The 23,502-nt window shown below is 50.3% G+C and carries 19 protein-coding genes; 5 read left to right on the top strand and 14 right to left on the bottom strand.

Going from position 1 to position 23,502, the window contains the following annotated elements:
- From topA to Q0537_RS05720, 3 genes are read left to right on the top strand one after another with little or no spacing between them, the layout of a single operon-like run.
- On the top strand, positions 1-2,232 hold the full coding sequence (gene topA, locus Q0537_RS05730; RefSeq protein ID WP_299225884.1) for a type I DNA topoisomerase: 2,232 nt from the start codon (positions 1-3) through the stop codon (positions 2,230-2,232).
- A complete protein-coding gene (locus Q0537_RS05725) occupies positions 2,229-3,395 on the top strand; it encodes a metallophosphoesterase family protein (RefSeq protein ID WP_299225881.1) in 1,167 nt (388 codons plus the stop codon). The genes topA and Q0537_RS05725 overlap by 4 nt, the downstream gene beginning before the upstream one ends.
- Positions 3,368-4,531: a cation:proton antiporter gene (locus Q0537_RS05720; protein WP_299225878.1), complete on the top strand. Its 1,164-nt coding sequence runs from the start codon at positions 3,368-3,370 to the stop codon at positions 4,529-4,531. The genes Q0537_RS05725 and Q0537_RS05720 overlap by 28 nt, the downstream gene beginning before the upstream one ends.
- A gap of 92 nt (positions 4,532-4,623) precedes the next feature.
- Here the strand turns inward: Q0537_RS05720 and Q0537_RS05715 are convergent, their stop codons facing one another.
- The 14 genes from Q0537_RS05715 to recA form a co-directional block, all read right to left on the bottom strand.
- On the bottom strand, positions 4,624-5,082 hold the full coding sequence (locus Q0537_RS05715) for a hypothetical protein (RefSeq protein WP_299225875.1): 459 nt from the start codon (positions 5,080-5,082) through the stop codon (positions 4,624-4,626).
- A gap of 400 nt (positions 5,083-5,482) precedes the next feature.
- The gene (locus Q0537_RS05710; protein ID WP_299225872.1) at positions 5,483-6,337 is read right to left on the bottom strand and encodes a universal stress protein; all 855 of its coding nucleotides are present in this window, start codon (positions 6,335-6,337) and stop codon (positions 5,483-5,485) included.
- Between the two features lie 20 nt (positions 6,338-6,357).
- Entirely contained in the window at positions 6,358-8,472 is a 2,115-nt protein-coding gene (locus tag Q0537_RS05705; protein WP_299225869.1) for a polyribonucleotide nucleotidyltransferase, read from the bottom strand.
- A complete protein-coding gene (locus Q0537_RS05700; RefSeq protein ID WP_005871536.1) occupies positions 8,456-9,175 on the bottom strand; it encodes a phosphoribosyltransferase family protein in 720 nt (239 codons plus the stop codon). Before Q0537_RS05700 ends, Q0537_RS05705 begins: the two co-directional genes overlap by 17 nt.
- The gene (locus Q0537_RS05695; protein ID WP_299225865.1) at positions 9,175-11,433 is read right to left on the bottom strand and encodes an LPS-assembly protein LptD; all 2,259 of its coding nucleotides are present in this window, start codon (positions 11,431-11,433) and stop codon (positions 9,175-9,177) included. Before Q0537_RS05695 ends, Q0537_RS05700 begins: the two co-directional genes overlap by 1 nt.
- On the bottom strand, positions 11,420-11,857 hold the full coding sequence (locus Q0537_RS05690) for an RDD family protein (RefSeq protein ID WP_298986911.1): 438 nt from the start codon (positions 11,855-11,857) through the stop codon (positions 11,420-11,422). The genes Q0537_RS05695 and Q0537_RS05690 overlap by 14 nt, the downstream gene beginning before the upstream one ends.
- Positions 11,854-13,110 carry a phosphoribosylamine--glycine ligase gene (gene purD, locus Q0537_RS05685; RefSeq protein WP_299225862.1) on the bottom strand — a complete coding sequence of 419 codons (1,257 nt, stop codon included), beginning with the start codon at positions 13,108-13,110 and terminating at the stop codon, positions 11,854-11,856. Before purD ends, Q0537_RS05690 begins: the two co-directional genes overlap by 4 nt.
- 243 nt (positions 13,111-13,353) lie before the next feature.
- Positions 13,354-13,986 (bottom strand): uroporphyrinogen-III synthase, encoded by a 633-nt coding sequence (locus Q0537_RS05680; protein ID WP_299225859.1) that lies wholly within the window; start codon positions 13,984-13,986, stop codon positions 13,354-13,356.
- A 578-nt stretch (positions 13,987-14,564) separates the two neighbouring features.
- Positions 14,565-15,938 (bottom strand): argininosuccinate lyase, encoded by a 1,374-nt coding sequence (gene argH / locus Q0537_RS05675; protein WP_299226158.1) that lies wholly within the window; start codon positions 15,936-15,938, stop codon positions 14,565-14,567.
- A 189-nt stretch (positions 15,939-16,127) separates the two neighbouring features.
- Positions 16,128-16,757, bottom strand: coding sequence for an NAD(P)H-dependent oxidoreductase (locus tag Q0537_RS05670; RefSeq protein WP_299225856.1), 630 nt, complete (start codon positions 16,755-16,757; stop codon positions 16,128-16,130).
- A 9-nt stretch (positions 16,758-16,766) separates the two neighbouring features.
- Complete coding sequence (locus Q0537_RS05665; protein ID WP_299225853.1) at positions 16,767-17,957, bottom strand: hypothetical protein; 1,191 nt, start codon at positions 17,955-17,957, stop codon at positions 16,767-16,769.
- Complete coding sequence (locus Q0537_RS05660; protein WP_299225848.1) at positions 17,954-18,781, bottom strand: hypothetical protein; 828 nt, start codon at positions 18,779-18,781, stop codon at positions 17,954-17,956. Before Q0537_RS05660 ends, Q0537_RS05665 begins: the two co-directional genes overlap by 4 nt.
- A gap of 1 nt (position 18,782) precedes the next feature.
- Positions 18,783-20,033 (bottom strand): phosphopyruvate hydratase, encoded by a 1,251-nt coding sequence (gene eno, locus Q0537_RS05655; protein WP_299226155.1) that lies wholly within the window; start codon positions 20,031-20,033, stop codon positions 18,783-18,785.
- The gene (gene recA / locus Q0537_RS05650) at positions 20,033-21,076 is read right to left on the bottom strand and encodes a recombinase RecA (protein WP_297897512.1); all 1,044 of its coding nucleotides are present in this window, start codon (positions 21,074-21,076) and stop codon (positions 20,033-20,035) included. Before recA ends, eno begins: the two co-directional genes overlap by 1 nt.
- Positions 21,077-21,372: 296 nt before the next feature.
- Here recA and Q0537_RS05645 point away from each other — a divergent pair, with 296 nt between their 5' ends.
- Both Q0537_RS05645 and Q0537_RS05640 read left to right on the top strand, forming a co-directional pair.
- A complete protein-coding gene (locus Q0537_RS05645; RefSeq protein ID WP_299225845.1) occupies positions 21,373-22,269 on the top strand; it encodes a menaquinone biosynthesis family protein in 897 nt (298 codons plus the stop codon).
- Positions 22,270-22,666: 397 nt separating this feature from the next.
- On the top strand, positions 22,667-23,458 hold the full coding sequence (locus Q0537_RS05640) for a UDP-N-acetylmuramate dehydrogenase (RefSeq protein WP_299225843.1): 792 nt from the start codon (positions 22,667-22,669) through the stop codon (positions 23,456-23,458).
- The last annotated feature ends 44 nt before the right edge of the window (positions 23,459-23,502 follow it).

Below are 23,502 nucleotides of genomic sequence, written 5' to 3'. Positions count from 1 at the left end.
ATGAAAAATTTAATCATCGTAGAATCTCCCGCAAAAGCCAAAACGATCAAAAATTTCTTAGGCGACAATTACGACGTAATCGCGTCTAAAGGCCATATCCGCGATCTGCCGCAGAAAAAATTCGGCATTAAAATCAAAGATAAAAGCTTCGAGCCCGAATATGAAATCAGCGCCGATCACGATCAGATCGTAAAGCAGATAAAGACGCTCGCCAAAAAGGCGGATCAAATTTACCTCGCGACGGACGAGGACCGCGAGGGCGAGGCGATCGCCTATCATATCGCCGCTTCGATCGGCAAGCAGGCGCAGGAGTTGCCGCGCATCGTGTTTCATGAGATCACCAAAAGCGCGATCTCAAACGCGCTAAGTTCGCCGCGCAAGCTCAATATCGCAAGCGTAAACGCCCAACAAGCGCGCCGCCTACTCGATCGCATCGTGGGCTACAAACTAAGCCCGCTCTTAAATTTAAAGATCCAGCGCGGCTTAAGCGCGGGTCGCGTCCAAAGCGCCGCGCTTAAGATTGTCGTCGATCGCGAGCGTGAAATTTTAAATTTTAAGCCGGTAGAATTTCACAGCATCGACGCGGTTTTTAAGAAGGATTTAGAAGCCGAGCTCGTGGAATTTCGCGGCAAAAAGATGGAAAAGCTCTCGGTCAAAAACGCGGCGCAGGCTAGCGAGATCGTCCTGACGCTGCAAAAAGACAAATTTAACGTAGAAAGCATCGAGAGCAAATCGCGCAAGACGAACCCCTATCCGCCGTTTATGACCTCGACGCTACAACAGGCGGCGAGCACGGCTCTGGGCTTTAATCCGCGTAAGACGATGAGCCTTGCGCAGAGCCTTTACGAGGGGGTTAATACAAAAAACGGCGGTGCGATCACCTACATGCGAACCGACTCGCTAAATATCGCTAAAGAAGCGATCGCGGCAGCTCGCGAGCTCATAGAGCAGCGCTTCGGCGAAAAGTATCTGCCCAAAAGCGCGAACTCATACGCCACCAAAAGTAAAGGCGCGCAGGAGGCGCACGAAGCGATACGTCCTACCGATCTAAAGCTTACTCCCGAGCTCGCGCAAAAAATCCTGCCTCGCGACGAATACCGCCTTTACGCGCTCATCTACAGCCGCTTCATAGCCTCACAGATGAGCCCTAGCGTCTCGCAAATCCAAACGATCATCGTGCGCGGCGAAGCGGGCGCATTTAAGATCAGCGGGCGCAAGGTGGAATTTGACGGTTTTTACAAGGCTTACGGCGATCTAGATAAAGATAAAATTTTACCAAGCCTTAGCGCGGGCGACGCGATGAGCCTACAAAGCCTAAGCTCGCAGCAGCACTTTACTGAGCCGCCGGCGCGCTATTCGGAAGCGAGCCTCATCAAAAAGCTCGAAAACCTCGGCATCGGCAGGCCCTCGACTTATGCGCCTACCATCTCGCTGCTTACTGCGCGCAACTACGTAAATATCGAACAAAAGCACCTGGTGCCGAGCGAGATCGCCTTTAAGATCACCGAGATGCTGGAGCAAAATTTTAAAAATATCGTCGATAGCGAGTTCACCTCCAAAATGGAAGAGAAGCTCGACGACATCGCCGAAAACAAAGCGGACTGGCAGCAAATTTTGGCGGATTTCTATTATCCTTTTATGGATGAGATCGCCAAAGGAAAAACGTCGATCGCAAGCCAAAAGCTAGCCGAAAAGATCGGCGAAGCATGCCCGAACTGCGGCGGCGAGCTACTTAAGCGCCAGGGCAGATTCGGCGAGTTTATCGCTTGCTCGAACTATCCGAAATGCAAATACTCGCGCAACGCGGACGCCGGCACCGAGGGGGCGAGCGAGGAGAAGGCGGCGCCCGAAGTGCTAGATGAGAAATGCCCGCAGTGCGGTAAAAATTTGATCAAGCGCAAGGGCAGATACGGCGAGTTTATCGCTTGCGAGGGCTATCCGAAGTGCAAATACTCGCGCAAAATCGAGGGCGCCGCAAAGGAGAAAAAGCCGCTCGTCTCTACGGGCGTCAAGTGCCCGAGCTGCGGCACGGGCGAGATCGTCGAGCGCTTCTCCAAACGCGGCAAATTTTACGGCTGCACGAACTACCCAAAATGCGGCTTTGTGAGCAACTACGCGCCGATCGCGCGCGCATGCCCGCAGTGCGGCAACTCATACATGCTCCGCAAAGAGCTGAAAAAAGGCAATTTCGCCGAGTGCCCGCAGTGCAAGCTTAAAGAAGAGATCGATTGATAATAGGCGCCATCTCGGACTCTCATCGCAAAAAAAAGGTCGCTGCCAGCGCCATAGAGTGGCTGCTCGCGCGAGGAGCGGATCTGCTCGTACACGCAGAGGGCATCGTCGAGAGCGAGACGCTACGGCTTTTGCGACAAAGCGGCAAGCCCTACTTTGCGGTTTTAGGGAACAACGACGAAGCGCTTGCGGAGCTAAAAAATGACTTTAACCTGCACGATGAACCCTTTTGCACGGAGTTTGCCGGGCTGCGACTAAAAATCATGCACCGTCCGTTTTATCTCTTTGACGAGGAGCCCGCAGCGCAAAATGAAGCCGACGGATTAAATTTAAACACGGATTTAAGTGCGGGTGCGGATCGCGCGGCAAATTTTCGCAAGGAATTCGGCGCAGACCTAGTCAAAAATTCTAGCTTTAGCGACGAAGTAAGTCGCGGCACGAATTTAGGCTCAGGCTACGGAGCGGATCACAAGGAAATTTTAGTCGTAAATTCTAAAGCGGCGGATCGCGAGACAAATTTAGACGCAAATTTTAATGCTGCGGACGATGATAAAATTTTAAATGGCACGCGCCGTGCAGATGCAAATTTTAAAAACATAGGTAGTGCGAGCACAAATTTAAAAAGCGTGCAGTTCGCAAGTCTAAATGCGAGCTTGAGCTTGAATGCGGGCGTGAACTCAAATGCAAATTTAGACTTAGATTTGAATGTAGACCTCGCTTCGAGCCCAAACGTAAATTTAAACTCAAATGCAAGCGCGAATTTGGCCGCCAATATGAACTCAAAAGCAAGCTTCAGTGCGGATCGCGCAGTAAATTTAACGGCGCCGAGTTTAAATGTAAATTTATTCACGCCGAACTTGAACTCAAATTTGACCGCGAGTTCGAGCCCCGATGCAAACGGCGAAAGTAAAAATCGGGGTTTGTGCCAGTGTGGCGCGGATAGAATTTCAACTATCAAAATTTACGGCCACACCCACTTTTTCGCCGCGGCGGTGGATAAAAACGGCACGCTCGTGCTAAATCCGGGCGAGATTTGCGGGCGCAAAAAGCGGCTTTTCGAGTTTGCTTACGTCGTGGCACAGGACGGGAAGCTCCGCGTATTCCACGTCTGCGCCGCACCTGAAAAAGCTCTAAAATGGCAAGAACGCGAGATAAAACTATGAATGAAATTTACGTCCTAATCGCGCTATCGTTTTTGATCTTTGCTTCGCCCTTTTTGGCTAGCTTAGCTAGAATTCCGCTCTCGCCTATGGAGATCATGCTTGGCATCATAGCCGCAAATTTAGGGCTTTTGCCGCCAAGCGCGACCTTCGATCTAGCCGCGCAGATCGGCTTTTGCTACCTTATGTTTTTGGCGGGCTGCGAGGTGGATTTCCGCGCGCTGCTTGCGATGCCGCGCAAAATTTTGCGGCTGATCCTAATCTTTTTGGCGCTGCTTTATATCCTAAGCGCGCTTGCGGTTTGGGTGTTTGAACTGCCGCAGATGCTTATCATCGCAGCACCTCTGATGAGCGTTGGGCTGCTTTCGGCGCTATATAAGGAGTACGGCAAGGATCAAGCGTGGCTCAATCTCGCGATGCCCGCGGGCGTGATCGGCGAACTCATCAGTATCGCCGTCCTTACGGTGGGCGGCATCTACCTTAAAAACGGCTTCGGCGTAGAGATGGCGCTTCATATCGGCGCGCTTTTGGGCTTTTCCGTGGCAGCCCTAGCGGTTTTTAAAGGGCTTGAAATTTTATTTTGGTGGTTCCCCGCGCTAAAAACGGTCATCATGCCCAAATACGACAAAAACGAAAAGGATGTGCGCTTTGCGATGGCGCTGTTTTGCCTAATCTGCGCGGGGGTGATGCTTTTGGGGCTCGAGGTTGTCATCGGCGCCTTTATCGCAGGCACCTTTCTGCCAACCTTTTTCTCTCACAAGGACGACCTCATCGAGAAGCTATCGTCGTTCGGCTTTGGCTTTTTGGTGCCGATATTTTTCATACACACCGGAGCCGTGATCAAGCTAGAAGCGCTTCTTATGCCCGGAGTGATGAGCTTTGCTGCGAGCCTAGCGGCGCTGATGTTCGGCATCAGGCTACTTGCAAGCGCTACGTTTTTAAGCACCTTAGGGCGCAAAGGCGCGGCGCTTTTCGCACTATCGCTTTCTATGCCGCTAACCCTCGTCATCGCCACGGCGACGCTTTTTTACTCCACCGCCGCGATCTCGCAAGAGATATACTTCGCGATGATCATCGCCTCGCTCATAGAGGCGCTTGCATCGATGATTTTGATAAATTTTATTTACAAGAAATTTTAGGGCGGGAATTTAAAAATTATAGGATTTCGGAATTTCAGAATTCTATGAAATTTGATCTGGTGCAGGATTAAAATAGAGTTAAATTTAAAGCTCTATTTTACGCCGCAATCGGTTAGGTCTTGTAGTTCCATAGTGTAGTTTGGGATTTGTTCCCGAGTAGAATAACCATACGCTTTTAATATTACATTCAACAGCTTCGTTATATCGCTTGCCGACAAAAGAGGTGTTTGCTTTGGATTTAGATTGAGCAGTTTCCAAATTCTATGGAATTTTTCGGGTCTCAATGCTTCGTCGATATCATAATCAAGAGTGACTTCAATAACTTCACCGTTATAATATAAAATCCAAATTCCTTTAGAATCAGTGCCATGGTCATAGTCTGGATCGGGAAAACTATAAATTTTCCACAGCCAACAATCCGCATCTCGATCAATAGTCCATCGCAGCTCATTAATAAAAGTCTCATAGTATGGATTATATTTGTAGTAAATCTTACTCAATCCATACTTCTCATCATCATCTTTTGTGATGATTGCATTTTCAAATGCCATCTGCGCTCCTTGTAATTTAAAATTTAACGTGCAAGCGGAAATTTTAAGTGCAAATTTATGCGAAATCCGCGACGCAGCCGAAACGACAAGCATGGAAATTCCAAACTCGCCGCGCTTAAATATGGACCGGCGCACTTGACGCGACTGCCAGCCCTCGCTCGCCGCAGATATACTTGCTTCCGCTAGCCGCGGCAAAGCAAACGCGGCTCGTCAACAAAGCTAGCGGTAAAAATTAATCGTAATTCATCCGCAAAATGGCATAACTGCACGATTTGCGGACAGGTTAATAAAGCCAAAGCGAGCCGATTAAATTTTAAAATTTAGCTTGCGGCGCTTAAAGCCGACTTAAGCCTAGACGCGGTGCGGGCGGTGTGCCGCGACGCGGTATCTAAGCTTTAAGCTACATTAAGACCGGAATTTTGGTCTTTTGTAGGAAGTATTTCGACGCGCCGCCTAAAAAGATCTCCTTTATGCCGCTGTCTGAGTGTAAGCCCGCGACGATGAGATCGAAATTGCCCGCGTCGGCGTACTCTAGTAGCACCTGTCCCGGGATCTTGCCCTCGACATTCAGTGCCTCGAAAACATCAATTTTAATGCCGTGCAGAGCCAGATAATCGCTTATACGGCGCTTCGTTTCGGCAAGATCATCCTGAAGGTAGTGATTTGCGGTAATGACGGTGATAGATTTGGCACGCTGCAAAAGCTCCAGCCAATTATCGAGCGCTCGCGCAGACGCCGCAGTGCCGGTAAGCGAAACTAAAATTTTATCCGCCCTAAACTCCTTCAGCTTGCGCGGTATGACGATGCAAGGCTTGCCGCTTTTGGTGACCGCCGCCTCGAATGTGCCCGTGATAGATCCCGTAGGCGGCACCGAAACCAGCACCAAATCGCAATATTTGGAGTATTTCTCGACCAGCTCGGAGCGGATACCTACCATATGCCTCAAAGCGGCGCTATTTGGGACGTGATCGTCGTCGTTTTGATCTAAGCCGAGCTTAGCGCATTCGGCGTCGAAGATAGCTTTGATCACCTCACGCTCGGCCCTCATCTCATCGCCCGCGGATTTTAAAAATTCCTCCATCAACACGCCGCCTTTTAGCGTCATACGGACGTTGTAGATCATCTTAGGATCGAGCTGGCACGCCATTATGTTGATGTGCGTACCGAAAAATTTATTTACGAGCAGCGCTCCGTGTATACGCTCGGCCAGCTCCTCGCCGCCGCCAATAGGGAAAAATATCTTTTTAAGCTGCATCTCATACTCCTATTAAAATTTTAAGCCAGTTCCAGTGAAATTTTAGAGCCTTTCTGATCGGTCACGCGCACTCGCACCACATCGCCCGCCTTGTAAGGCGTCGTGATAAATTTAGCGCGCAGTAGCCCGTCCACGCCGTCTCGCAGCGAGATGAAGGTGCCGAAATCCAGCACACTTTGCACCACGCCGTCAAACTCCTCGCCGATCTGAAATTTTACCTCTTTGCGTTCACCGCGCGGCTTGCGAAAATCGCGAGAATTAGAGACTATCGATAAAATTTTATCTTTCGCGCCCGATACGCCGCTAGCTTTGGCGCCTTGGATCTTAACCTCGCCCTTTTCTCGATCCAGATCGATATTTACGCCGAAGCTTTCGGTGATCTCTTTGATGACCTTGCCACCTTGGCCGATGATGTCGGGGATTTTGCTCGCCTCGACGCTAAAAATTTCGAGCTTCGGAAGCACGTCCTCGTTTATAACGATCGCCGCATCCGCCTGCTCCATAAGGCCCAAAATATGCGCGCGAGCCTGCTTTGCCTGCGCTAGAGCCTCTTTTAAAACCTCCAGACTGATGCCGCCAAGCTTGATATCCATCTGAAGCGCGGTGATGCCCTCATAGGTGCCCGCGACCTTAAAATCCATATCGCCGTCGTGATCCTCAAGCCCCATTATGTCGGTTAGCACGGCGTGTTTTTCGCCCTCAAAAATTAAGCCCATCGCGACGCCCGCAACGAGCTTTAGCGTAGGTACGCCCGCCGCCCGAAGCGATAGCGCGCCGCCGCAGACCGAAGCCATCGAGCTTGAGCCGTTGCTCTCTAAAATTTCGCTCACTACGCGGATGGACTGCGGCGAGTTTAGATCGATGCTCGGATATAGCGCTCTTTTGGCTAAATTTCCATGTCCCAGCTCGCGTCTGCCCGGGCTTTTGAGCGGGCTTGCTTCGCCGACGCAAAAGCCCGGGAAGTTGTAGTTAAACATAAATCTATCGTTGATCGGCTCGAGCTGCGTTAGGCTGTCGCTTAGCTGCGCGTCGCTATCGCCGCCTAGCGTAGTGACGACCAAAGCCTGCGTCTGCCCGCGCGTAAATAGGCAGCTTCCGTGCGCGCACGGCAGGATATTTGTCTCGATACTGATCGGACGCACCTCATCAAGCGCGCGTCCGTCGGCTCTGCAATGATCCTCAATGATCTGCGTACGGATGATGCCGCGCTTATACTTGCCGATGACGCTGGAGATCACCTCTTGGCTCCATTCGTTTTGCGCCGCGGCTTCGGTCGCTAAAATTTGATCTACGATTTTATTTAGTTCGGTAGCGCGTTCGCTCTTTGCCATCTGATTGATCGCCGCTTTGACGGCGTCTTTGTAGTTTGCGTCGATAAAATCCGCGATATCCTCATCCTCGATCTCGGGCTTGTACTCCAGGCTCGCATCCGGCTTTTTAAGCGGCAGAAAAGCCTCTTCGTAGGCGTTTGAACCCGCGCTTATCGCCTTTGCGGCAAAATCTATTGCATCTACCATCAGATCTTCGCTAAATTCATTCATCTGCTGCGCGCCGCCATTAATCTGCGGCAAGGAGCGCATCTCGATCATCAAAAGCTCATCGCCGACGCCCGCTACATAAAGATCGAGCGCGCTAGCTTTAAGTGCGGAGTTGCTCGGATTTAGGATAAAATTTCCGTTTTGATAGCCTATGCGCACGCCGCAAACGGGCGCCTTAATCGGGATGTCGCTAAGATACAGCGCCGCAGACGCCGCATTAAGAGCGACGACTTGCAGATCGACCTCGGGGTCCGCCGATAGCACGTAAACTACGATCTGCGTCGGATACGCGTATCCCTTCGGAAAAAGCGGGCGCAGCGAGCGGTCTATGATGCGGCTGGTAAGTGTCTCAAAATCGCCCGGCTTGGTCTCGCGCTTGATGTAGCCTCCGGGGATTCTGCCCGCTGCGTACATCTTTTCGATATATTGAACGGTAAGGGGTAAAAAGTCCTCTTGCACCTGCGTCTCTTCGCGCGCTACGGTAGCCAGCACGACGGTATTTTTCACACGCAAAAGCGCCGCACCCGCGGCTTGCTTTGCGACCTTATTGATATCGAAAATTTCGGTATTGCCATTTACTTCAATTTTGCACTGCATTAATTTTCTCCTTGTTTTTGTTGGTTTCGTGAAACGGCAGATAAAGCGGGCATTTGTTTAAAATTTGCATTATCTCCTCCGCGCTTGAGAGCGTTTTTTCTTTGTAATAAAAATCCACGTTCACGAAATCTCTGATCTTGTGAACGGCATAAATTCCATCCACCAGCATAGCGATCTCGTCCGCATTATCGCTGCCGATAACGGGCGTGGCATAAAAGATCGCTTTGGCGTTTAAGCTTACGAGCGTCTTTATGCAAGTAAGCGCGGTCAGCCCGCTCTCACACCCCTCATCTACCAAGATGACGTTTTTTTTCTCCAAATTTCCCAAAAGCTCGCCCTTGCGAAATTTATACATATTTTTTAAAATTTTCTCCTCATAAAGTCTGTTTGCCTGTCCGTAAACATAATCCAGGCTGATGCCGAAGCTTCGCACGAGCTCATCCACCATCACGATCTCTTGGGTTTCGCTTACGCACGCGATCGCACATTCAGGATTATTTGGCGCTAAAACGGGTTCTGTAAATAAAAACTCATAAGCAAGCCCTAATTTTAGAGCAAGATGGTTTGCGATAGGAAGCGACTCCAGGGATTGAGCGATTATTAGAAAATTTTCGTTTTTGATCACGGTAGCGGGTAAAATTTCTGCGAGTTTCATCGCGGCGTCGATTTGGTTTTCAAACATCAGCTCAGCTCTAGGCGTCATTATTTTTCGCTTCCGTATTCGCTATTTACCGAAAAATCATACCCTACTCCGCCGAACGGATAGAAATTTACGAGAAAGTAAATTCCGCGCTCCTTGCTTGCTTTGCTGTAGCCCGTCGTACTGGTATTTTTAGGCTCAATATCCTCTTGATACACAAAAGAGTAATTCCAACACTTGCGCGTATGAGAAAGCCCCACGCGCCACATTTTAGAATAAGATCGCTCCAAGTCGTAATCCCAACGCCCAAAAATTTTATTATTCCTAGGCAAATTTACCGAAGCGTTTACGATGCCGTAGTTATCTTTCGTATAGCGTTTAGGCTCCATGCTTAGCTTTTCGTATTCGTAAGCGTGGCTGAGTCCAAAGCTAAAGTCGTCGTTGGAGTAGTTGGCGTAGGTATAGACCTTATCAAAGCTTTTATATTTATGTGAGTAGGTAAAGCGGTTTCCGATATTTAGCCCATTTGCAAAATATGCATCGATGCGGTGTTCTAAATCATCAAACTCGTGATCGTCGAAGTCATATCGCTGCTTGACGCTATGGCGTAAAAATTTACGTCCGTCTTCATTATAAAAAAACTGCGTCATACTTAAAGCTGCATTTTCGTGGGTGTATTCGTCGCTAAGCTCGCTTAAGAAGTTATCCTCCCAATAAAGCGAGTCTTGCAAGTTACCCAGCCGCGAGCGATCTACTGCGCCGCGAGCAAGGTCGTATTTATACTGATGATATTTTAAAATTCTATCCTCTATATCGCCTTGCTGCCATCCGGGAATTCTAAAATCCGCCCTCCAGCTCATAGTGTGATACAAGCTATCGTAAGCCCTGGCTACGTCGGTGTAGAGCGAAAGCTCTGTGTATTGATTAGCGTAGAAAGTGCTTTTATCCTCGCCAAGATCGCCGTTTGCGTAGTAGAATTTATCGTGCCAATCGATATTGGTCATATACACTCGCTCGGTAAAGGCGAAATTTAAATAATCCGCCAGTAGCGGCGTGCTTATACTAATCGGTATGTCAAACTCGTATTGGCGAGCAGTCGCGCCCTCCCATCTGGTGTAATTACGCGCTTTTGCATCAAGCGAATAGATCAAATTTGGCAGTCCCAAATCATTGCTAAATTTATGATATTGCAGCGTCGGAAGCTCTTGGACGGTATCTTCGTTGCGGAAGGTATTATCGGCGTTTAGCTTGCTAGTATCAATATAGTAGCGTCCGTAAGCGCCAAAATAGTGCTCGTCGCCGGTCAAATAATAATTCAGCCGTGAAGTTACGAGCGAGTTATCCGCATCGTTGCCAAGACCTCCCTTTTCCTTCAGATCGTAGTATTCAAGGTCGTTTAGCTGAGTAAAATCGATCCATAAATTTTCGCGCAGATCGCCGTCTAGCAGATAGGTCGCAAGCTTGCTGCGATCGTATTGCACTTCAAAGCCGTGGTGGCGCTCATTTTTGTATTCGAGGCGTTTTTGCGCCCGCGAGAAGTTATCGAAAACTCCACCTCTAATCTCGCCGTAAGAATACGGCGACTCCGTAAATCGAAATGTCCCGTATACGCCAAAGCCCCTGCGCGTGCGCACCTGCGGATCGAGCTGAAAATCCCAGCTATCGTAAGGCGCGAAATAGATCGGCTGCTTATAATAGATCCCTTCCTTGCTGATGTAACCAGCCTCTGGAGGCAGCAAGCCCGTGCGGCGCGTGCGGTCGGTCGGGAAGCCGAAATACGGCAGATAGAGCACCGGCACATCGCCCACGTAAAATCTCGGATTGAACAGATGGAGGAATTTGCTCTCTTTATTGAGCATGCCGCTGCTAAATTTAATACGCCAATCGGGATCGGTGACGTTGCAGCTAGATACGCTAGAGCCCTCCACGCGGTAATACTCGCTGTCGCTGCAGCTGGCGTCGTTTTGCATCCAAAGCTCGGAGTCCTTGTCCATCATAAAATTTACGTCGGCTTCCTGCTTGTCGTTTTTCAGATCGATTTTGACGTGCTGCGCGCGCGTAGTTTCGCTGCTACCGCGCATCGCATTGACGTTGCCGAAAAGCTCGATGATGCCGTTTTGTTCGTCGTATGTAGCGCGATCGGCGGTGATAAAGTAGTCCTGCGAATACACCGTTACGTTGCCGCTTGCCTCCGTCAAAAAGCCGTTTTTCTCGACATTATCTGCTATGAGCTCGACGTCTTGGACCTTTGCACTCGCACTACTTGCTAAAAGAGCGCTAAAACTAAGCGCTAGAATTTTAAATTTTTTACTCTTTTTCAATCTCTACCACCAATGTTTTCGCCGCCATATCATGCAGGCTCTGACGCGAGTTCGTAAAAAGCGCCACCAAAAATCCCATATAAAAGATCATCTCGCTTATCAACCTAACCGCCGCGCGGATCGCTGCAGTAGCGATATCCATAGAGCTGCCGTCAGCGCGGACGCAATAAATTTTAACCGCAAGCTTGCCTAGCGTCGCGCCGTATAGATAGACAAAAATCGCCTGATATAAAAATTTTATTATCGCGTAATGCAAAATGAATTTTGACGCGATCTTTTGTACCTCAAGATTGCTTCCGCTCTGCGCCGCTGCGACAAGCTCTGGCTCATCGATAGCAAATAGCACGACCACAAAAAGCGTTACGCTCACCGCTTCGTCAATACTAAACGCGATTACGCGCTTGCTAAGCGGAGCGATGATCAAATTTTATCTCTTAAGGCTTGGTGCGCGATATCACGCCTATACTGCGCGCCGCTAAATTTTATATTTTCGCACAGCGCGTAAGCCGTGTCCCGCGCCTGCTTTAGGCTCTGTGCGACGCCCACGCCTACCAAAACGCGTCCGCCGCTAGCGTAAATTTGCCCCTCCCGCTCGCTCACGCCTGCATAGCAGATATGCGCGTCCGCAGGAATTTCGCCCGTCTTGATCGGCTCAGGCTGCGAAGAGCCGTAAGGGTAGCGCTCGCTAGCCATCACGACGCCCACCGCAAATCGCTCTTTTAAGCTTATGCTACTTAGCTTGCCTACGGCGGCATTGTATAAAATTTCGCTCAAATTGCCGTCAATTAGCGGCATCAAAACCTCGCACTCCGGATCGCCGAAGCGGACGTTGTACTCCAGTACGTAAGGCTCGCCGCTCACGATCATAAGCCCCACGAACAGCACGCCGCAAAATGGCGTGCCCTGCTGCCTCATCCCTTTTAGCGTAGGCGCTACGATCTCGCTTTCTACTCTTTTTATCAGCGCGGTATCCGCTAGCGGGCTTGGCGCATAGGCTCCCATGCCGCCGGTGTTCGGGCCTAGATCGCCGTCAAGAAGCTTTTTGTGATCCTGCGCTACGGGCAAGCTTACGAAATTCTCCCCGTCGCAGATCGCAAAAAAGCTCAGCTCGAAGCCCTCTAAAAACTCCTCCACGACGACGCGCTTGCCTGCTTCGCCGAAGCTTTCGCCGCTTAGCATGTCCGCGGCGGCTTTTTTAGCTTCATCTTTGGAATTTGCGATTATGACGCCCTTGCCTGCGCACAAGCCGTCCGCTTTAACCACGACGTGACCGTTTAGATCGTCTATAAATTTTGAAATTTCGGGGAGATCGTCGCTGCTTAGAAATTTTGCGGTTTTAATATGATTTCGCGCCAGAAAGTCCTTCATATAGGCTTTAGAGCCCTCAAGCTTCGCCGCAGCGGCGCTGGGACCGAATATTGCAAGACCTTGCGCTTTGAAAATATCCACGATACCTTTTGTAAGCGGCTCTTCGGCGCCTACGACGGTAAGGGCTACGTCGTTGTTTTTGGCAAAGAGCGCAAGTTCATCAAAATCTTTTAAATCTAAATTTTTACCGAGCGCCTTTGTAGCGCCGTTTCCCGGAGCAAAATACAGATTTAAAACGTTTTTATCCTCGCGAAGTCTTAGCCCGATCGCGTATTCTCTACCGCCGCCGCCGATTATTAGGATATTCAATGAAGCCTCCGTAACGTAAAAAACCCAAGTGAGCGTTGCGTAAAAAGAATCGGCTCAAACAAAGCCAATCTTGCAACTAGGAAAAATCTCTAGGTCGCAACCCGTAACTTTAAAAAAAGCTCGAGCCGAGCCGCGTCACACGGACCTATCACATCGTCGCTTATACAAATATGTTGAACCCTCATATAAAACGCTCTCGCTTCACCCAGGCTTGGGCAAAATTATAGTCAAAATTTGCTTAAACTATGGCAAAAGCGCCAGATCGACGCAGGATTTTATCGACATTCTTTCGCAGATTATCGGCTCGCAAAACTCGCTCAAAATGCTCGCCGTCGTCTTGCCGATACAAATCGCCCTATAGCTCCCGTCCCAGCCGAAATTTGCGGTAAAGCCGCGGACGTTTTTAGGAGAGGTAAAAATCAGCGTACTGCCTTGCGGCGGCTTTGCGGCGGCGGGGAGGCTGAGAATAGAATTTTCGTAGGCGATCACGCTTTGCAGCTGCACGTCGGCGCTAGATAGAATTTGCCCCAGCTTCGATACCGTCTCGCGCGCACGCAGATACAGCGCGTCTCTGCCCCGCAAGAGCGGCGCGATCTCGGCGGCGAATTCATTTCCGTGCCCGTGCCGCGCCGTATAAATGCCGCGAAATCCAAACTCGCGCGCAGCCGCAGCGCATGGCTCGCCGATAGCGTAAACGGGCGTATCTAAATCAGGCGAAATTTCATTAAATTTTATCGCCGCCACCGCATTTTTGGAGGTAAAAATTAGCGCGCCGATCTGCGCAGGCAGGCTAAATTTGAGAAATTTTATCTCGCAGACCGTAAGCTGCCTCACCTGCGGATGATCAAATCTCGTATTAGACACCAGATATATCAAAACGCCCTCCATGTTTAAATTTGCTTCGATTAAATTCCGCTCTCGAAAAAAATCCGATCCGCCGTCATTAATCTTTGAGTTTAAATTAATTCCGCTCCGCGCCGCCCTCGACGCCGATTAAAACCCGCCCGCAAAGTCTGCTCGCGCTTTCTAGCTGCACTTGGATAATCTATCGGTGCGCTTTTAAATTTCAGCCCACGTCCTAAACTTCAAGTCAAGCGCTCCGCTTTGCGCGGAGCCTGTCCTTTAAATTTTACTTTACAGTCTGCGGCGGCACTTAATAACGCCGCCGCAAAGCTTAATCTGCGCGCGGCAGACGTATTACATAGCTCGTCAGCTCCGCGCAGCCTGTGTATGCATCCACACAGATCGTCAAGCTCGCCAAATTTTAAAATTTAAAACCGCGGCTACGAAATTTTAAAATCACAACTATGAATTTTAAAATTTTGCTGATCTAACCCTTAAATATCGGTATCAGATTGTATCCGTTTATCTCGCGCGCTTCAAGTGGCATGCTCTCGCCCAAACTTAGCACTAAATTTCGTCCGAGCATCCGTGCAGTATTTAGCTCCTTAAATTTAGCCTTTCAGCCACTCGTTTAAAATTTCAATCTGCGCTGCTACGCTCTCATTTGCCGTGCCTCCTTGCGACTTGCGCGCCTCCTTAGAAGCGTTTAGATCAAGAAATTTAACCGCATCGCCGCCCAAGCTTTCATCCACGCTTGCAAACTGTTGCGCGTTTAGCTCGCTCAAATCTAGACCCAAATTTTCCGCATACGCCACAGCCTTGCCCGTGATGAAGTGAGCTTGTCTAAACGGCACGTTTTTCTCCCGCACGAGATAATCAGCCAGATCGGTTGCCGTGAGGTGCCCGCGGCGCGTCATCGCGAGCATATTTTGCTCGTTGAATTTGGCCGTTTTTAGCATCTGTTTTAAAATTTCAAGGCTCGCAAGAGCGGTGGCGACGCTGTCAAAAACGCCCTCTTTGTCCTCCTGCATGTCTTTGTTGTAGGCTAGCGGCAAGCCCTTCATCACCGTTAGCAGCGCGACGAGATTGCCGTTTACGCGCCCCGTTTTGCCCCGTATTAGCTCGGCGACGTCGGGATTTTTCTTCTGCGGCATGATCGAGCTGCCCGTGCTGTACGCGTCGCTGATCGTGACAAATCCGAACTCCTGCGAACTCCACAAGATGAGCTCTTCGCACAGGCGCGATGCATGCGTCATCAGCACGCTTACGTTAAACAAAATCTCCAGCGCAAAATCGCGGTCGCTGACGCTATCCATCGCGTTTGGCGTCACTCCCGCAAAACCGAGCTGCTGCGCGACCAGCTCGCGTTTTATCGGATGCGGCGTGCCCGCAAGCGCGGCGGAGCCTAGCGGACAGAGATTATTTCGTTCGCGCGAGCTGGCAAAGCGCTCGTAGTCGCGGCGAAACATAAACGCGTAAGCTAGCAAATGATAGGCAAGGCTCACGGGCTGAGCGTGCTGGAGGTGCGTGTAGCCTGGCATCAGCGTGTTCATGTGCTCGCTAGCTATATCTCGCAGAGCCTCTACTAGTTCGCGAGTTTTTTCGGCGATTGCAGCGCCGCTTTTAAGCACGTAGAGACGAAAATCAAGCGCGACCTGATCATTTCTGCTGCGCGCCGTGTGCAGCCTACCGCCAAGATCGCTTCCGATGAGCTCGCTTAGGCGCTTTTCGACCGCCATGTGGATATCCTCGTCGGCGGTTTTAAACTCAAATTTACCGCTTTTTATCTCCTCAAATACGGCATCAAGCCCCGCGATGATCTTTTCGCTCTCGTCAGCCTTTAAAATCCCGCAGGCGCCGAGCATTCTTGCGTGCGCCTTACTGCCCGCGATATCCTCCCGCCAAAGCGCCCTATCAAAGCCGATCGAGGCGTTAAACTCCTCCAAAAGCGCCGAACTCGCCTCGCTAAAGCGCCCCTCCCACATTTTTTTCACGCTCGCTCCTTCGTTTAAATTTTCGGTGATTTCTTAAAATTCTAAATCTCGCCGCACAAGATTTGCGGGCGAGAAAAAAGGCTAAAGCGCGGTAAATTCCTAAAAACGCGCTTGCCGCTTCGCGCGCCGGCTTTGGAATTTTGCGCGCTGTAAATTTAACGCCTTAAAGCCGTTTTTAATTTATTCGATCCACTTTACTACGTCATCCATGCTGCGGCGGATCTTTTGCGGCTGCGGGTTTACGCGGTAGCCGAAAGGTACGAGTAGCGCCACGCGGCGATCGTTCCAATCAATGCCTAAAATTTTATTTAGCACTGCGCGATCAAACCCCTCCATAGGGCAGCTATCGATACCGCGGCTGGCGGCCTCGTTCATCATCGCCAGAGCCGGGAACATGCACTGCGCGTGCGACCAATTAAATAGCTCCTCATCGTCGTTGTGAAAATAACCGCTTAAAAAATCTCGATAAAATTTATGCCTGTCGCCGATATATTTGGGCGCTTCGTCTTTTTTGCGTGTAATCATTCGCTCGATATAATCACTTCCTAGCTTTATGTCCTTGATCTTTGCTAAAATCACGACCAGATGTGAGCAAGAGGTGATCTGCGGCTGATTCCATGATTTTTCGCGAATCTGCTCGCGCAGTGCCTTGTTTTGTACAACCAAAAAGTCCCATTGTTCTAGCCCCGTAGAACTAGGTGCTAAGATGCCTGCCTGCAAAATAGCGTCAAAATCGGCTTTACCGATCTTTTTGTTCTCGTCAAAAATTTTGCACGCGTGGCGAAATTTCATAATCTCTAAATGTGTCATAGTCTCTCCTTAATTAGAATTTTTGTAGATCAAATACCCGCCATCTTTGCGTCTGATGCTGAGGTTACCCTCGCGCGAGCGTACGCCGATGCGGTAGTAGCCGTCCTCTTTAGTAACATTAATATCGCTAAAGCCACCGATATTTACAGCGAAGCTCGCGCCGCTAAGCGGGATCTCTTGGCGCCAAAACTCCGCTTCAAGCGTGCCCGAAGCATTTGCGTCGGAGCTTTTGAAATCGTCTGCGGTGATGAGCTGCACGCTGTCTTTGCGGATGACAAATTTTAATCCGTCGTCAAATTTAAGCGTCTCTAGCGGTAGCTCCAGGCGCGGCGCGAAGCTAGGCGTGATGCCACTTTGCGAGACCTGCTTTTGTAAATTTGGATCAGTCGAAGTAACCGAGACGTCCAGTGCCCTATGTAGCGCGGGTTTGGCGCTCGCGCTTAGCACGAAATCATCGTGCCAATCAATCGAGCGATTGATATCAACGATCTTTTCATGCAGAGCCCCGTCGTCGTCCCTATATCGCACGATCATGCTTTCGATCGTAAGAGCGTCTGAAGGAAGCGCAAAGGTTTGCTGCGTAAAATTTTTAGGCGCAGGAGTATTTTGCGGCGTGGCGACGGAGCTTTGCGCCGGATTGGAATTTTGCGGAGCAGATTGCGCGTTTTGCTGCATAGTGGAGTTTTGCACCGTAGAATTTTGAGCTGTAGAATTCTGTGTCGCCTTAAAATTTTGCGCTACCGTAGAATTTGGCTCGCTTACTTCCGGTGCAATCGGTAACTCATCAGGAGGCGGAAGCGTCGTAGCTGAATGCTGCACGGAAGAGTTCAGCTCCATTTTTATAACCTGCGAAGGAGCGCCGATGCCCGCTTTGGGGTCAGGAGCTTTTTTTTCAGTCTGCAATAGCTGCGCGCTCATGGCTTTTTTGGCGGCGCTTGCTTTAATACTGGAATTAGCTTCTGCGGCGCTTTTTTGCATTGCTGCGATAGGGCTTTTAGATGTTTCAGGTTTCATTACAGCTTGCTTTTTAGCGTTTGGGCTTTGCGCACCTGTTTTTGGCTCTTTAATCGCCAAATCGGTAGAATTTTGCTCTTTTATCGCGACGATGCTAGGTTTCGTAGCGTTTGAATTTGCGCCATTTAAATTCTCAGCGTTAAAAAAAGCGCAAAGACCTAAAATTAGCAAAAAAATTTTTCTCATTTTTTAAGGTCCGGGTCGAGCGAGCGACGCTCTAAATAAAGCTTTTGCAGCTCAGCGTTTTCCTCTTTTAGCCGCTCGACGTCGGTGAATAAAAACGCCTTTTCTTTTTGCAGCTGGCGTAGCACCTCAAACGATCGTTTGCCAAACAGCACGTCACCCACGAAGATGCCCGCAAAAACGACACAGACGATCAGCGCAAGAGCTGCAAAAATCTGCTTAAGCGGTGAAAACGGATTGATAAAATTCAGCCGTTCTTTTAAATTTTTACGCTTCTTTAAAGCTTTTTTAGCGGCAGAATCTGCGTTCTGTGGCGCAAAAGAAAATCCTTGCGTGGCAGAATTTATACCTTGCGCCGTAAAGCCTATGCCTTGAGAGCCGCGCTCTACGCTCTGAGCCGCAAAATCCGCGTCGTTTGGGAAGTGATTTTCTTTCGCGTATAATTCTGCACTCTTTAAATCGCCGCCCCCAATAAATTCCGCGCTGTAAAAGCCCACGTCTGCTTGCACGCTACTTTCGTAGTTTCCGCTTGCAGCGGAGCTTTTACCACTTAAATTAGAGCTGCTACTTGTGGCTTCAGAGGCAGAGCCTGTTTCGTCTACGCTGTGTGAGGTTCCGTTGCGATTTTTTCGGAAGCCAGCCCCTACCTCGCTAAAGCCTCCGCCAAAATTTTCATCGCTATAAAATTCATCATCGTCAAAAAAATCGTCCTCGTCAAGGTCTGCGTCTGAATATCTGCCTTGCGTGTCCGTATAATCCACCCCGTCCGCATAGGTGCGCTGCGCGCTACCTTTTAAGCCCCGCTTGGACTTTTTTTTAAAAAACATTTTAAATTCGGCTTCCTAAAAACTCGTCCGTCTCGCGCTCGATCTCAAGAAGGCGGTTGTATTTTGCGTTGCGTTCGCTTCTTGAGGTTGCGCCCGTTTTTATTTGGCCCGTATTCATCGCGACGGCGAAGTCTGCGATAAAGCTATCCTCGCTCTCGCCGCTTCTGTGGCTCATCACGCAGCGGTAGCCTTTGCGCTGAGCTAGGCGGATCGTCTGCATAGTTTGGCTAACTGTGCCGATTTGATTCGGTTTGATTAAAATCGCGTTAGCTACGCCCTTGGCGATGCCTTCGCGTAAAATTTTCTCGTTCGTTACGAAAAGATCGTCGCCCACGAGCTGCACTTTAGAGCCAAGCTTGCTCGTCAGCTTCGCCCAGCCCGCCCAGTCGTCTTCGCTTAGGCCGTCTTCGATCGAAAATATCGGATACTTCTCGCAAAGCTGCGCATATCGCTCGATCAGCTCTTCGCTGCTAAATTCCTTGCCTTCTAGCTTGTATTTGCCGTTTTCGTATAGCTCGCTGGCTGCCACGTCAAGGGCTAGTTTGATCTGCTCGCCCGCTTTGTAGCCAGCTTTTTCGATAGCTTGCATGATTAGTTTGATCGGCTCTTCGTTATCGTTTAAATTTGGCGCAAATCCGCCCTCATCGCCCACCGCCGTGCTGTGGCCGGCTGCGTTTAGCAGGCCTTTTAGCGTGTGGTAAATTTCGCTCGCCGCTCGCAGCGCGTCGCTAAATTTATCAAAACCAAACGGCATAATCATAAATTCTTGAAAATCCACGCTGTTGTTCGCGTGCGCGCCGCCGTTGATGATATTAAACATCGGCACGGGTAGCACGCTGGCATTCGCGCCGCCTAGGTAGCGGTACAAAGGCACGTCAAGGCTCTTTGCCGCCGCGCGCGCTACCGCCATAGATACGCCAAGCACGGCGTTCGCGCCTAAATTTGAGTAGTTATCGGTGCCGTCAAGCTCTCTCATCTCATCGTCAAGCGCCTTTTGATCGAAGGCATCTAGCCCGATCACGGCTTCGGCGATCTGCGAATTTACGTTTTCTACCGCCTTTAGCACGCCTTTGCCGCAGTATCTCTCGTCTTTATCGCGAAGCTCCAGCGCCTCGCGTTTGCCCGTGCTTGCGCCACTTGGCACTATCGCGCTTGCTACGGTGCCGTCGCTTAGAGCCACGGTCGCCTTCACGGTCGGGTTGCCGCGGCTATCTAACACCTCTATCGCATAAACATCTTCGATATAAATCATCATTCATCTCCACTTTGTAAATTTTCTTCATCGTCCGCGTCTGCGCTGAAATTTACGCTGCCCATCTGCTCGCGGATCTTTGCAGTGATCTCTTCAGCGACGGCAGGGTTATTCTCTAGATAAATTTTAGCATTTTCGCGACCTTGACCCAGCTTAGTGTCGCCGTAGCTGAACCACGCACCGCTTTTATCTACGATGTCTAGCTTGACGCCGTAATCGATCAACTCGCCCACCTTGCTGATACCCTTGCCGAACATTATGTCAAATTCCGCGATCTTAAACGGCGGCGCCACCTTATTTTTCACGACTTTGACTTTGGCGCGGTTGCCGATGCTCTCTTCATTTTGTTTCAAAGTAGCGATCTTGCGTATGTCGATGCGCACCGAAGCGTAAAATTTAAGCGCATTGCCGCCGGTCGTGGTCTCTGGCGTGCCGTAGCCCATCGCGCCGATCTTCATACGGATTTGGTTGATAAAGATCACCGTCGTATTCATCTTATGCACGACGCCGGCGAGCTTGCGCAGCGCTTGGCTCATAAGTCGCGCCTGAAGCCCTACGTGCTGATCGCCCATATCGCCCTCGATCTCGTTTTTCGGCGTGAGCGCAGCGACGCTATCTACGACGATAAGATCGATCGCGCCGCTCTTTGCTAAGGTTTCTACGATGTCAAGCGCCTGCTCTCCGAAGTCGGGCTGGCTGACGTAGAGATTGTCGGTATCGACGCCTAAATTTGAAGCGTATTTGACGTCTAGTGCGTGCTCGGCGTCTACAAATGCGCAAATTCCGCCCGCCTTTTGGCACTCCGCGATGATGTGAAGCGTAAGCGTCGTCTTTCCCGAGCTTTCAGGCCCGTAAACCTCGATGATACGTCCCTTCGGCACGCCGCCGATGCCAAGCGCGATGTCAAGCCCCACAGAGCCTGTAGAGATGGCGTCTATCGGCTCGACCTGCTTATCGCCCAGCCGCACCAGCGTACCCTTGCCGAAAGCTTTGTCGATCGATTTTAGTGCCGCATCCAGCGTCTTTTTCTTTCCCTCGTCCATGTTTTTCCTTAAAAATAAATTCACTTGATTTTACCAAATTTGAAATGAATTTTTGATTATTCGCTCAAATTCGGCGCGGCATCGGAATTTGAAATTTTTAAGGAGCGCAGAAGCTCTGCGCGGCAAGCGGAGAGCATTAAATTTACACTTCTAAGCACGCCTGGTTTTCACGTTTTTCTTTAGAAATTCCGCATTTTTATGAGGGCTGTAGCAAAATTTCACTATAATTTCGCAACATTTTAAAATCAAGCTGCGCGCCGCGCGCGAAATTTAAAGCGGAGCAAAAAGGATAAAATTTGAAGATTTTTAAGCATATAAACGTCGCTCACTCGCCCGACGCCGACGATATTTTTATGTATAAGGCGATTGATTTTGGCTGGGTGAGCTCGAAAAATCTAAAATTTAGCGCCACCGCGCTTGATATCCAGACGCTAAACGACGAGGCGCTAAAAGGCATATTTGAGGCCACGGCGATCAGCTTCGCGCTATATCCGCTCATCTGCGACGAATACGCGCTTTTGCGCACGGCAGTGAGCTTTGGCGATGGCTACGGCCCAAAGCTCGTCAAGAAAAAAGGCGCGGTTTTAAAGCGAAATTTCAAGGTCGCGCTAAGCGGCAAACACACGACAAACGCCCTGCTTTTTCGCATGGCCTACCCGCAGGCGCGCATAGTTTATAAAAATTTTCTCGAGATCGAGAGCGCGGTCTTAAGCGGCGAGGTGGACGCGGGCGTGCTGATACACGAGAGTATTTTGGACTTTTCGGACGAGCTTTGCGTGGAGCGCGAGATCTGGGACATTTGGAGCGAGCTGGCTGGCGAAAATCTGCCGCTACCGCTGGGAGGCATGGCGGTTCGCCGCAGCCTACCGATAACGGACGCCATCGAGTGCGAGCGCGTGCTAACGGAGGGAGTGCGTATCGCCACCGCGCATAAGCCGTTTTTGTCGCACATGCTCATGGAGCGAAATCTCATCCGCGTGGACGACGCAAAGCTAGAAAAATATCTGAGCCTTTATGCCAACGAGGCCTCGATCGAGCTTTCGGGGGCACAGATAAGGGCGGTGGATAGGCTGTTTGAGCTTGGTTACGAGCGCGGATTTTACCCTGCGCCGATTAGCGCGCAGGAGAATTTTATCCCGCGCGAATATAACGAGATCCGTTTTGCGGACTGCGGCGGGCAAAACCCGATGTAAGGCCGAGCGAGATTAAAATTTAGCTGAAATTTGACGCCGAGCTTGCCGCGATTTTGCCGCCAATTTCGTCAATCGACCGCGTGTTGTGGCGCCATTGTCGCGGTGCGATGTTCCGCCTCAAATTTACGGCTACGCGGCGATGAAATTTCACGGTGCGGAGGTACATTGTGCGGCTGTATTTTGTACCGCAGGGTGCGAGCTGCGCGTGCGACGTAGCGCGCCGCCGAAAACGTATCGCAGGCGAGCTAAATTTAATCGCAGCAGCACTAAATTTTAAGATAGTGTTCGCGTTTCGCACCTTGCGGCGGGGCGGTACCGCTAAATTTTAAAACGATACGCGGCGAGCATGAAATTTTAAATTTACGAAACCAAAAAATGAAATTTAAAAGGCAAAATTTTGAAAACAAAGCAGATAGATTTTAGCAAATACACCTCCGTGCGCATCGGCGGGAGCTTTGCGGTGCAAATTTTAAAAGATGAGGCCGATTTTGCGGAGTTTGAGAGCATAGCGGGGGGCACGATCATCGGCGGCGGCAATAATCTACTCATCTCGCCCGCGCCGCCGCACCTTGCGATGCTAAGCGAGGAGTTCGACCGTATAAGCCTAAGCGGAGATGTCCTTAGCATCGGGGCTGCGACGAAGTCGGGCAAAATTTACAACTTCGCCAAAAAGCAAAACATCGGCGGCTTTGAGTTTTTGCGAAACATCCCAGGCCAGCTCGGCGGACTAATCAAAATGAATGCGGGGCTCGCCGGCGCTAGCATCAGCGATAGCCTGCTTGCCGTGTGCCTAACGCGCGGCTGGGTGGAGCGCGAGCGGATAAGCTTCGGCTACCGAAGAAGCGGGATCGAGGAGCCGATTTTGGGCGCCGAGTTTAAAATTTCACGCGGCTTTGACGTCTCGCTCGGCGCGGATTTCGCCGCCAAACGCGCCAACCAGCCAAAGGGAGCTAGCTTTGGCAGCTGCTTCAAAAACCCGCCGAATGACGCCGCGGGCAGGCTGATCGAAGCGGCGGGATTAAAAGGCCACGCGATCGGCGGCGCGAAATTTAGCGAGCAGCACGCCAATTTCATCATAAATTTCGGCGGTGCAAGCTTTGAGGATGTGATGAGTCTGATAGATCTCGCTCGCGAGCGGGTTTTGCAGCGCTTCGGCGTCGCGCTTGAGCTAGAGGTTAAAATTTTATAGTTCAAGCGCAGGCTTCGCGGACCAAGACAGCAAGCAAGCGTGAC

The sequence above is a fragment of the uncultured Campylobacter sp. genome, assembly GCF_938017775.1.
GTDB lineage: Bacteria > Campylobacterota > Campylobacteria > Campylobacterales > Campylobacteraceae > Campylobacter_B.
The sequence above is the reverse complement of the archived record's forward strand: the minus strand, read 5'-3'. Positions and strand labels throughout refer to the sequence as shown.

Excerpts from the sequence above, each read along its gene's own strand:
- topA (WP_299225884.1), top strand. The coding sequence starts at position 1 with ATGAAAAATTTAATCATCGTAGAATCTCCCGCAAAAGCCAAAACGATC.
- Q0537_RS05720 (WP_299225878.1), top strand. The coding sequence starts at position 3,368 with ATGGCAAGAACGCGAGATAAAACTATGAATGAAATTTACGTCCTAATC.
- Q0537_RS05715 (WP_299225875.1), bottom strand. The coding sequence starts at position 5,082 with ATGGCATTTGAAAATGCAATCATCACAAAAGATGATGATGAGAAGTAT.
- Q0537_RS05710 (WP_299225872.1), bottom strand. The coding sequence starts at position 6,337 with ATGCAGCTTAAAAAGATATTTTTCCCTATTGGCGGCGGCGAGGAGCTG.
- Q0537_RS05705 (WP_299225869.1), bottom strand. The coding sequence starts at position 8,472 with ATGCAGTGCAAAATTGAAGTAAATGGCAATACCGAAATTTTCGATATC.
- Q0537_RS05700 (WP_005871536.1), bottom strand. The coding sequence starts at position 9,175 with ATGACGCCTAGAGCTGAGCTGATGTTTGAAAACCAAATCGACGCCGCG.
- argH (WP_299226158.1), bottom strand. The coding sequence starts at position 15,938 with ATGTGGGAGGGGCGCTTTAGCGAGGCGAGTTCGGCGCTTTTGGAGGAG.
- Q0537_RS05670 (WP_299225856.1), bottom strand. The coding sequence starts at position 16,757 with ATGACACATTTAGAGATTATGAAATTTCGCCACGCGTGCAAAATTTTT.
- Q0537_RS05665 (WP_299225853.1), bottom strand. The coding sequence starts at position 17,957 with ATGAGAAAAATTTTTTTGCTAATTTTAGGTCTTTGCGCTTTTTTTAAC.
- Q0537_RS05660 (WP_299225848.1), bottom strand. The coding sequence starts at position 18,781 with ATGTTTTTTAAAAAAAAGTCCAAGCGGGGCTTAAAAGGTAGCGCGCAG.
- eno (WP_299226155.1), bottom strand. The coding sequence starts at position 20,033 with ATGATTTATATCGAAGATGTTTATGCGATAGAGGTGTTAGATAGCCGC.
- recA (WP_297897512.1), bottom strand. The coding sequence starts at position 21,076 with ATGGACGAGGGAAAGAAAAAGACGCTGGATGCGGCACTAAAATCGATC.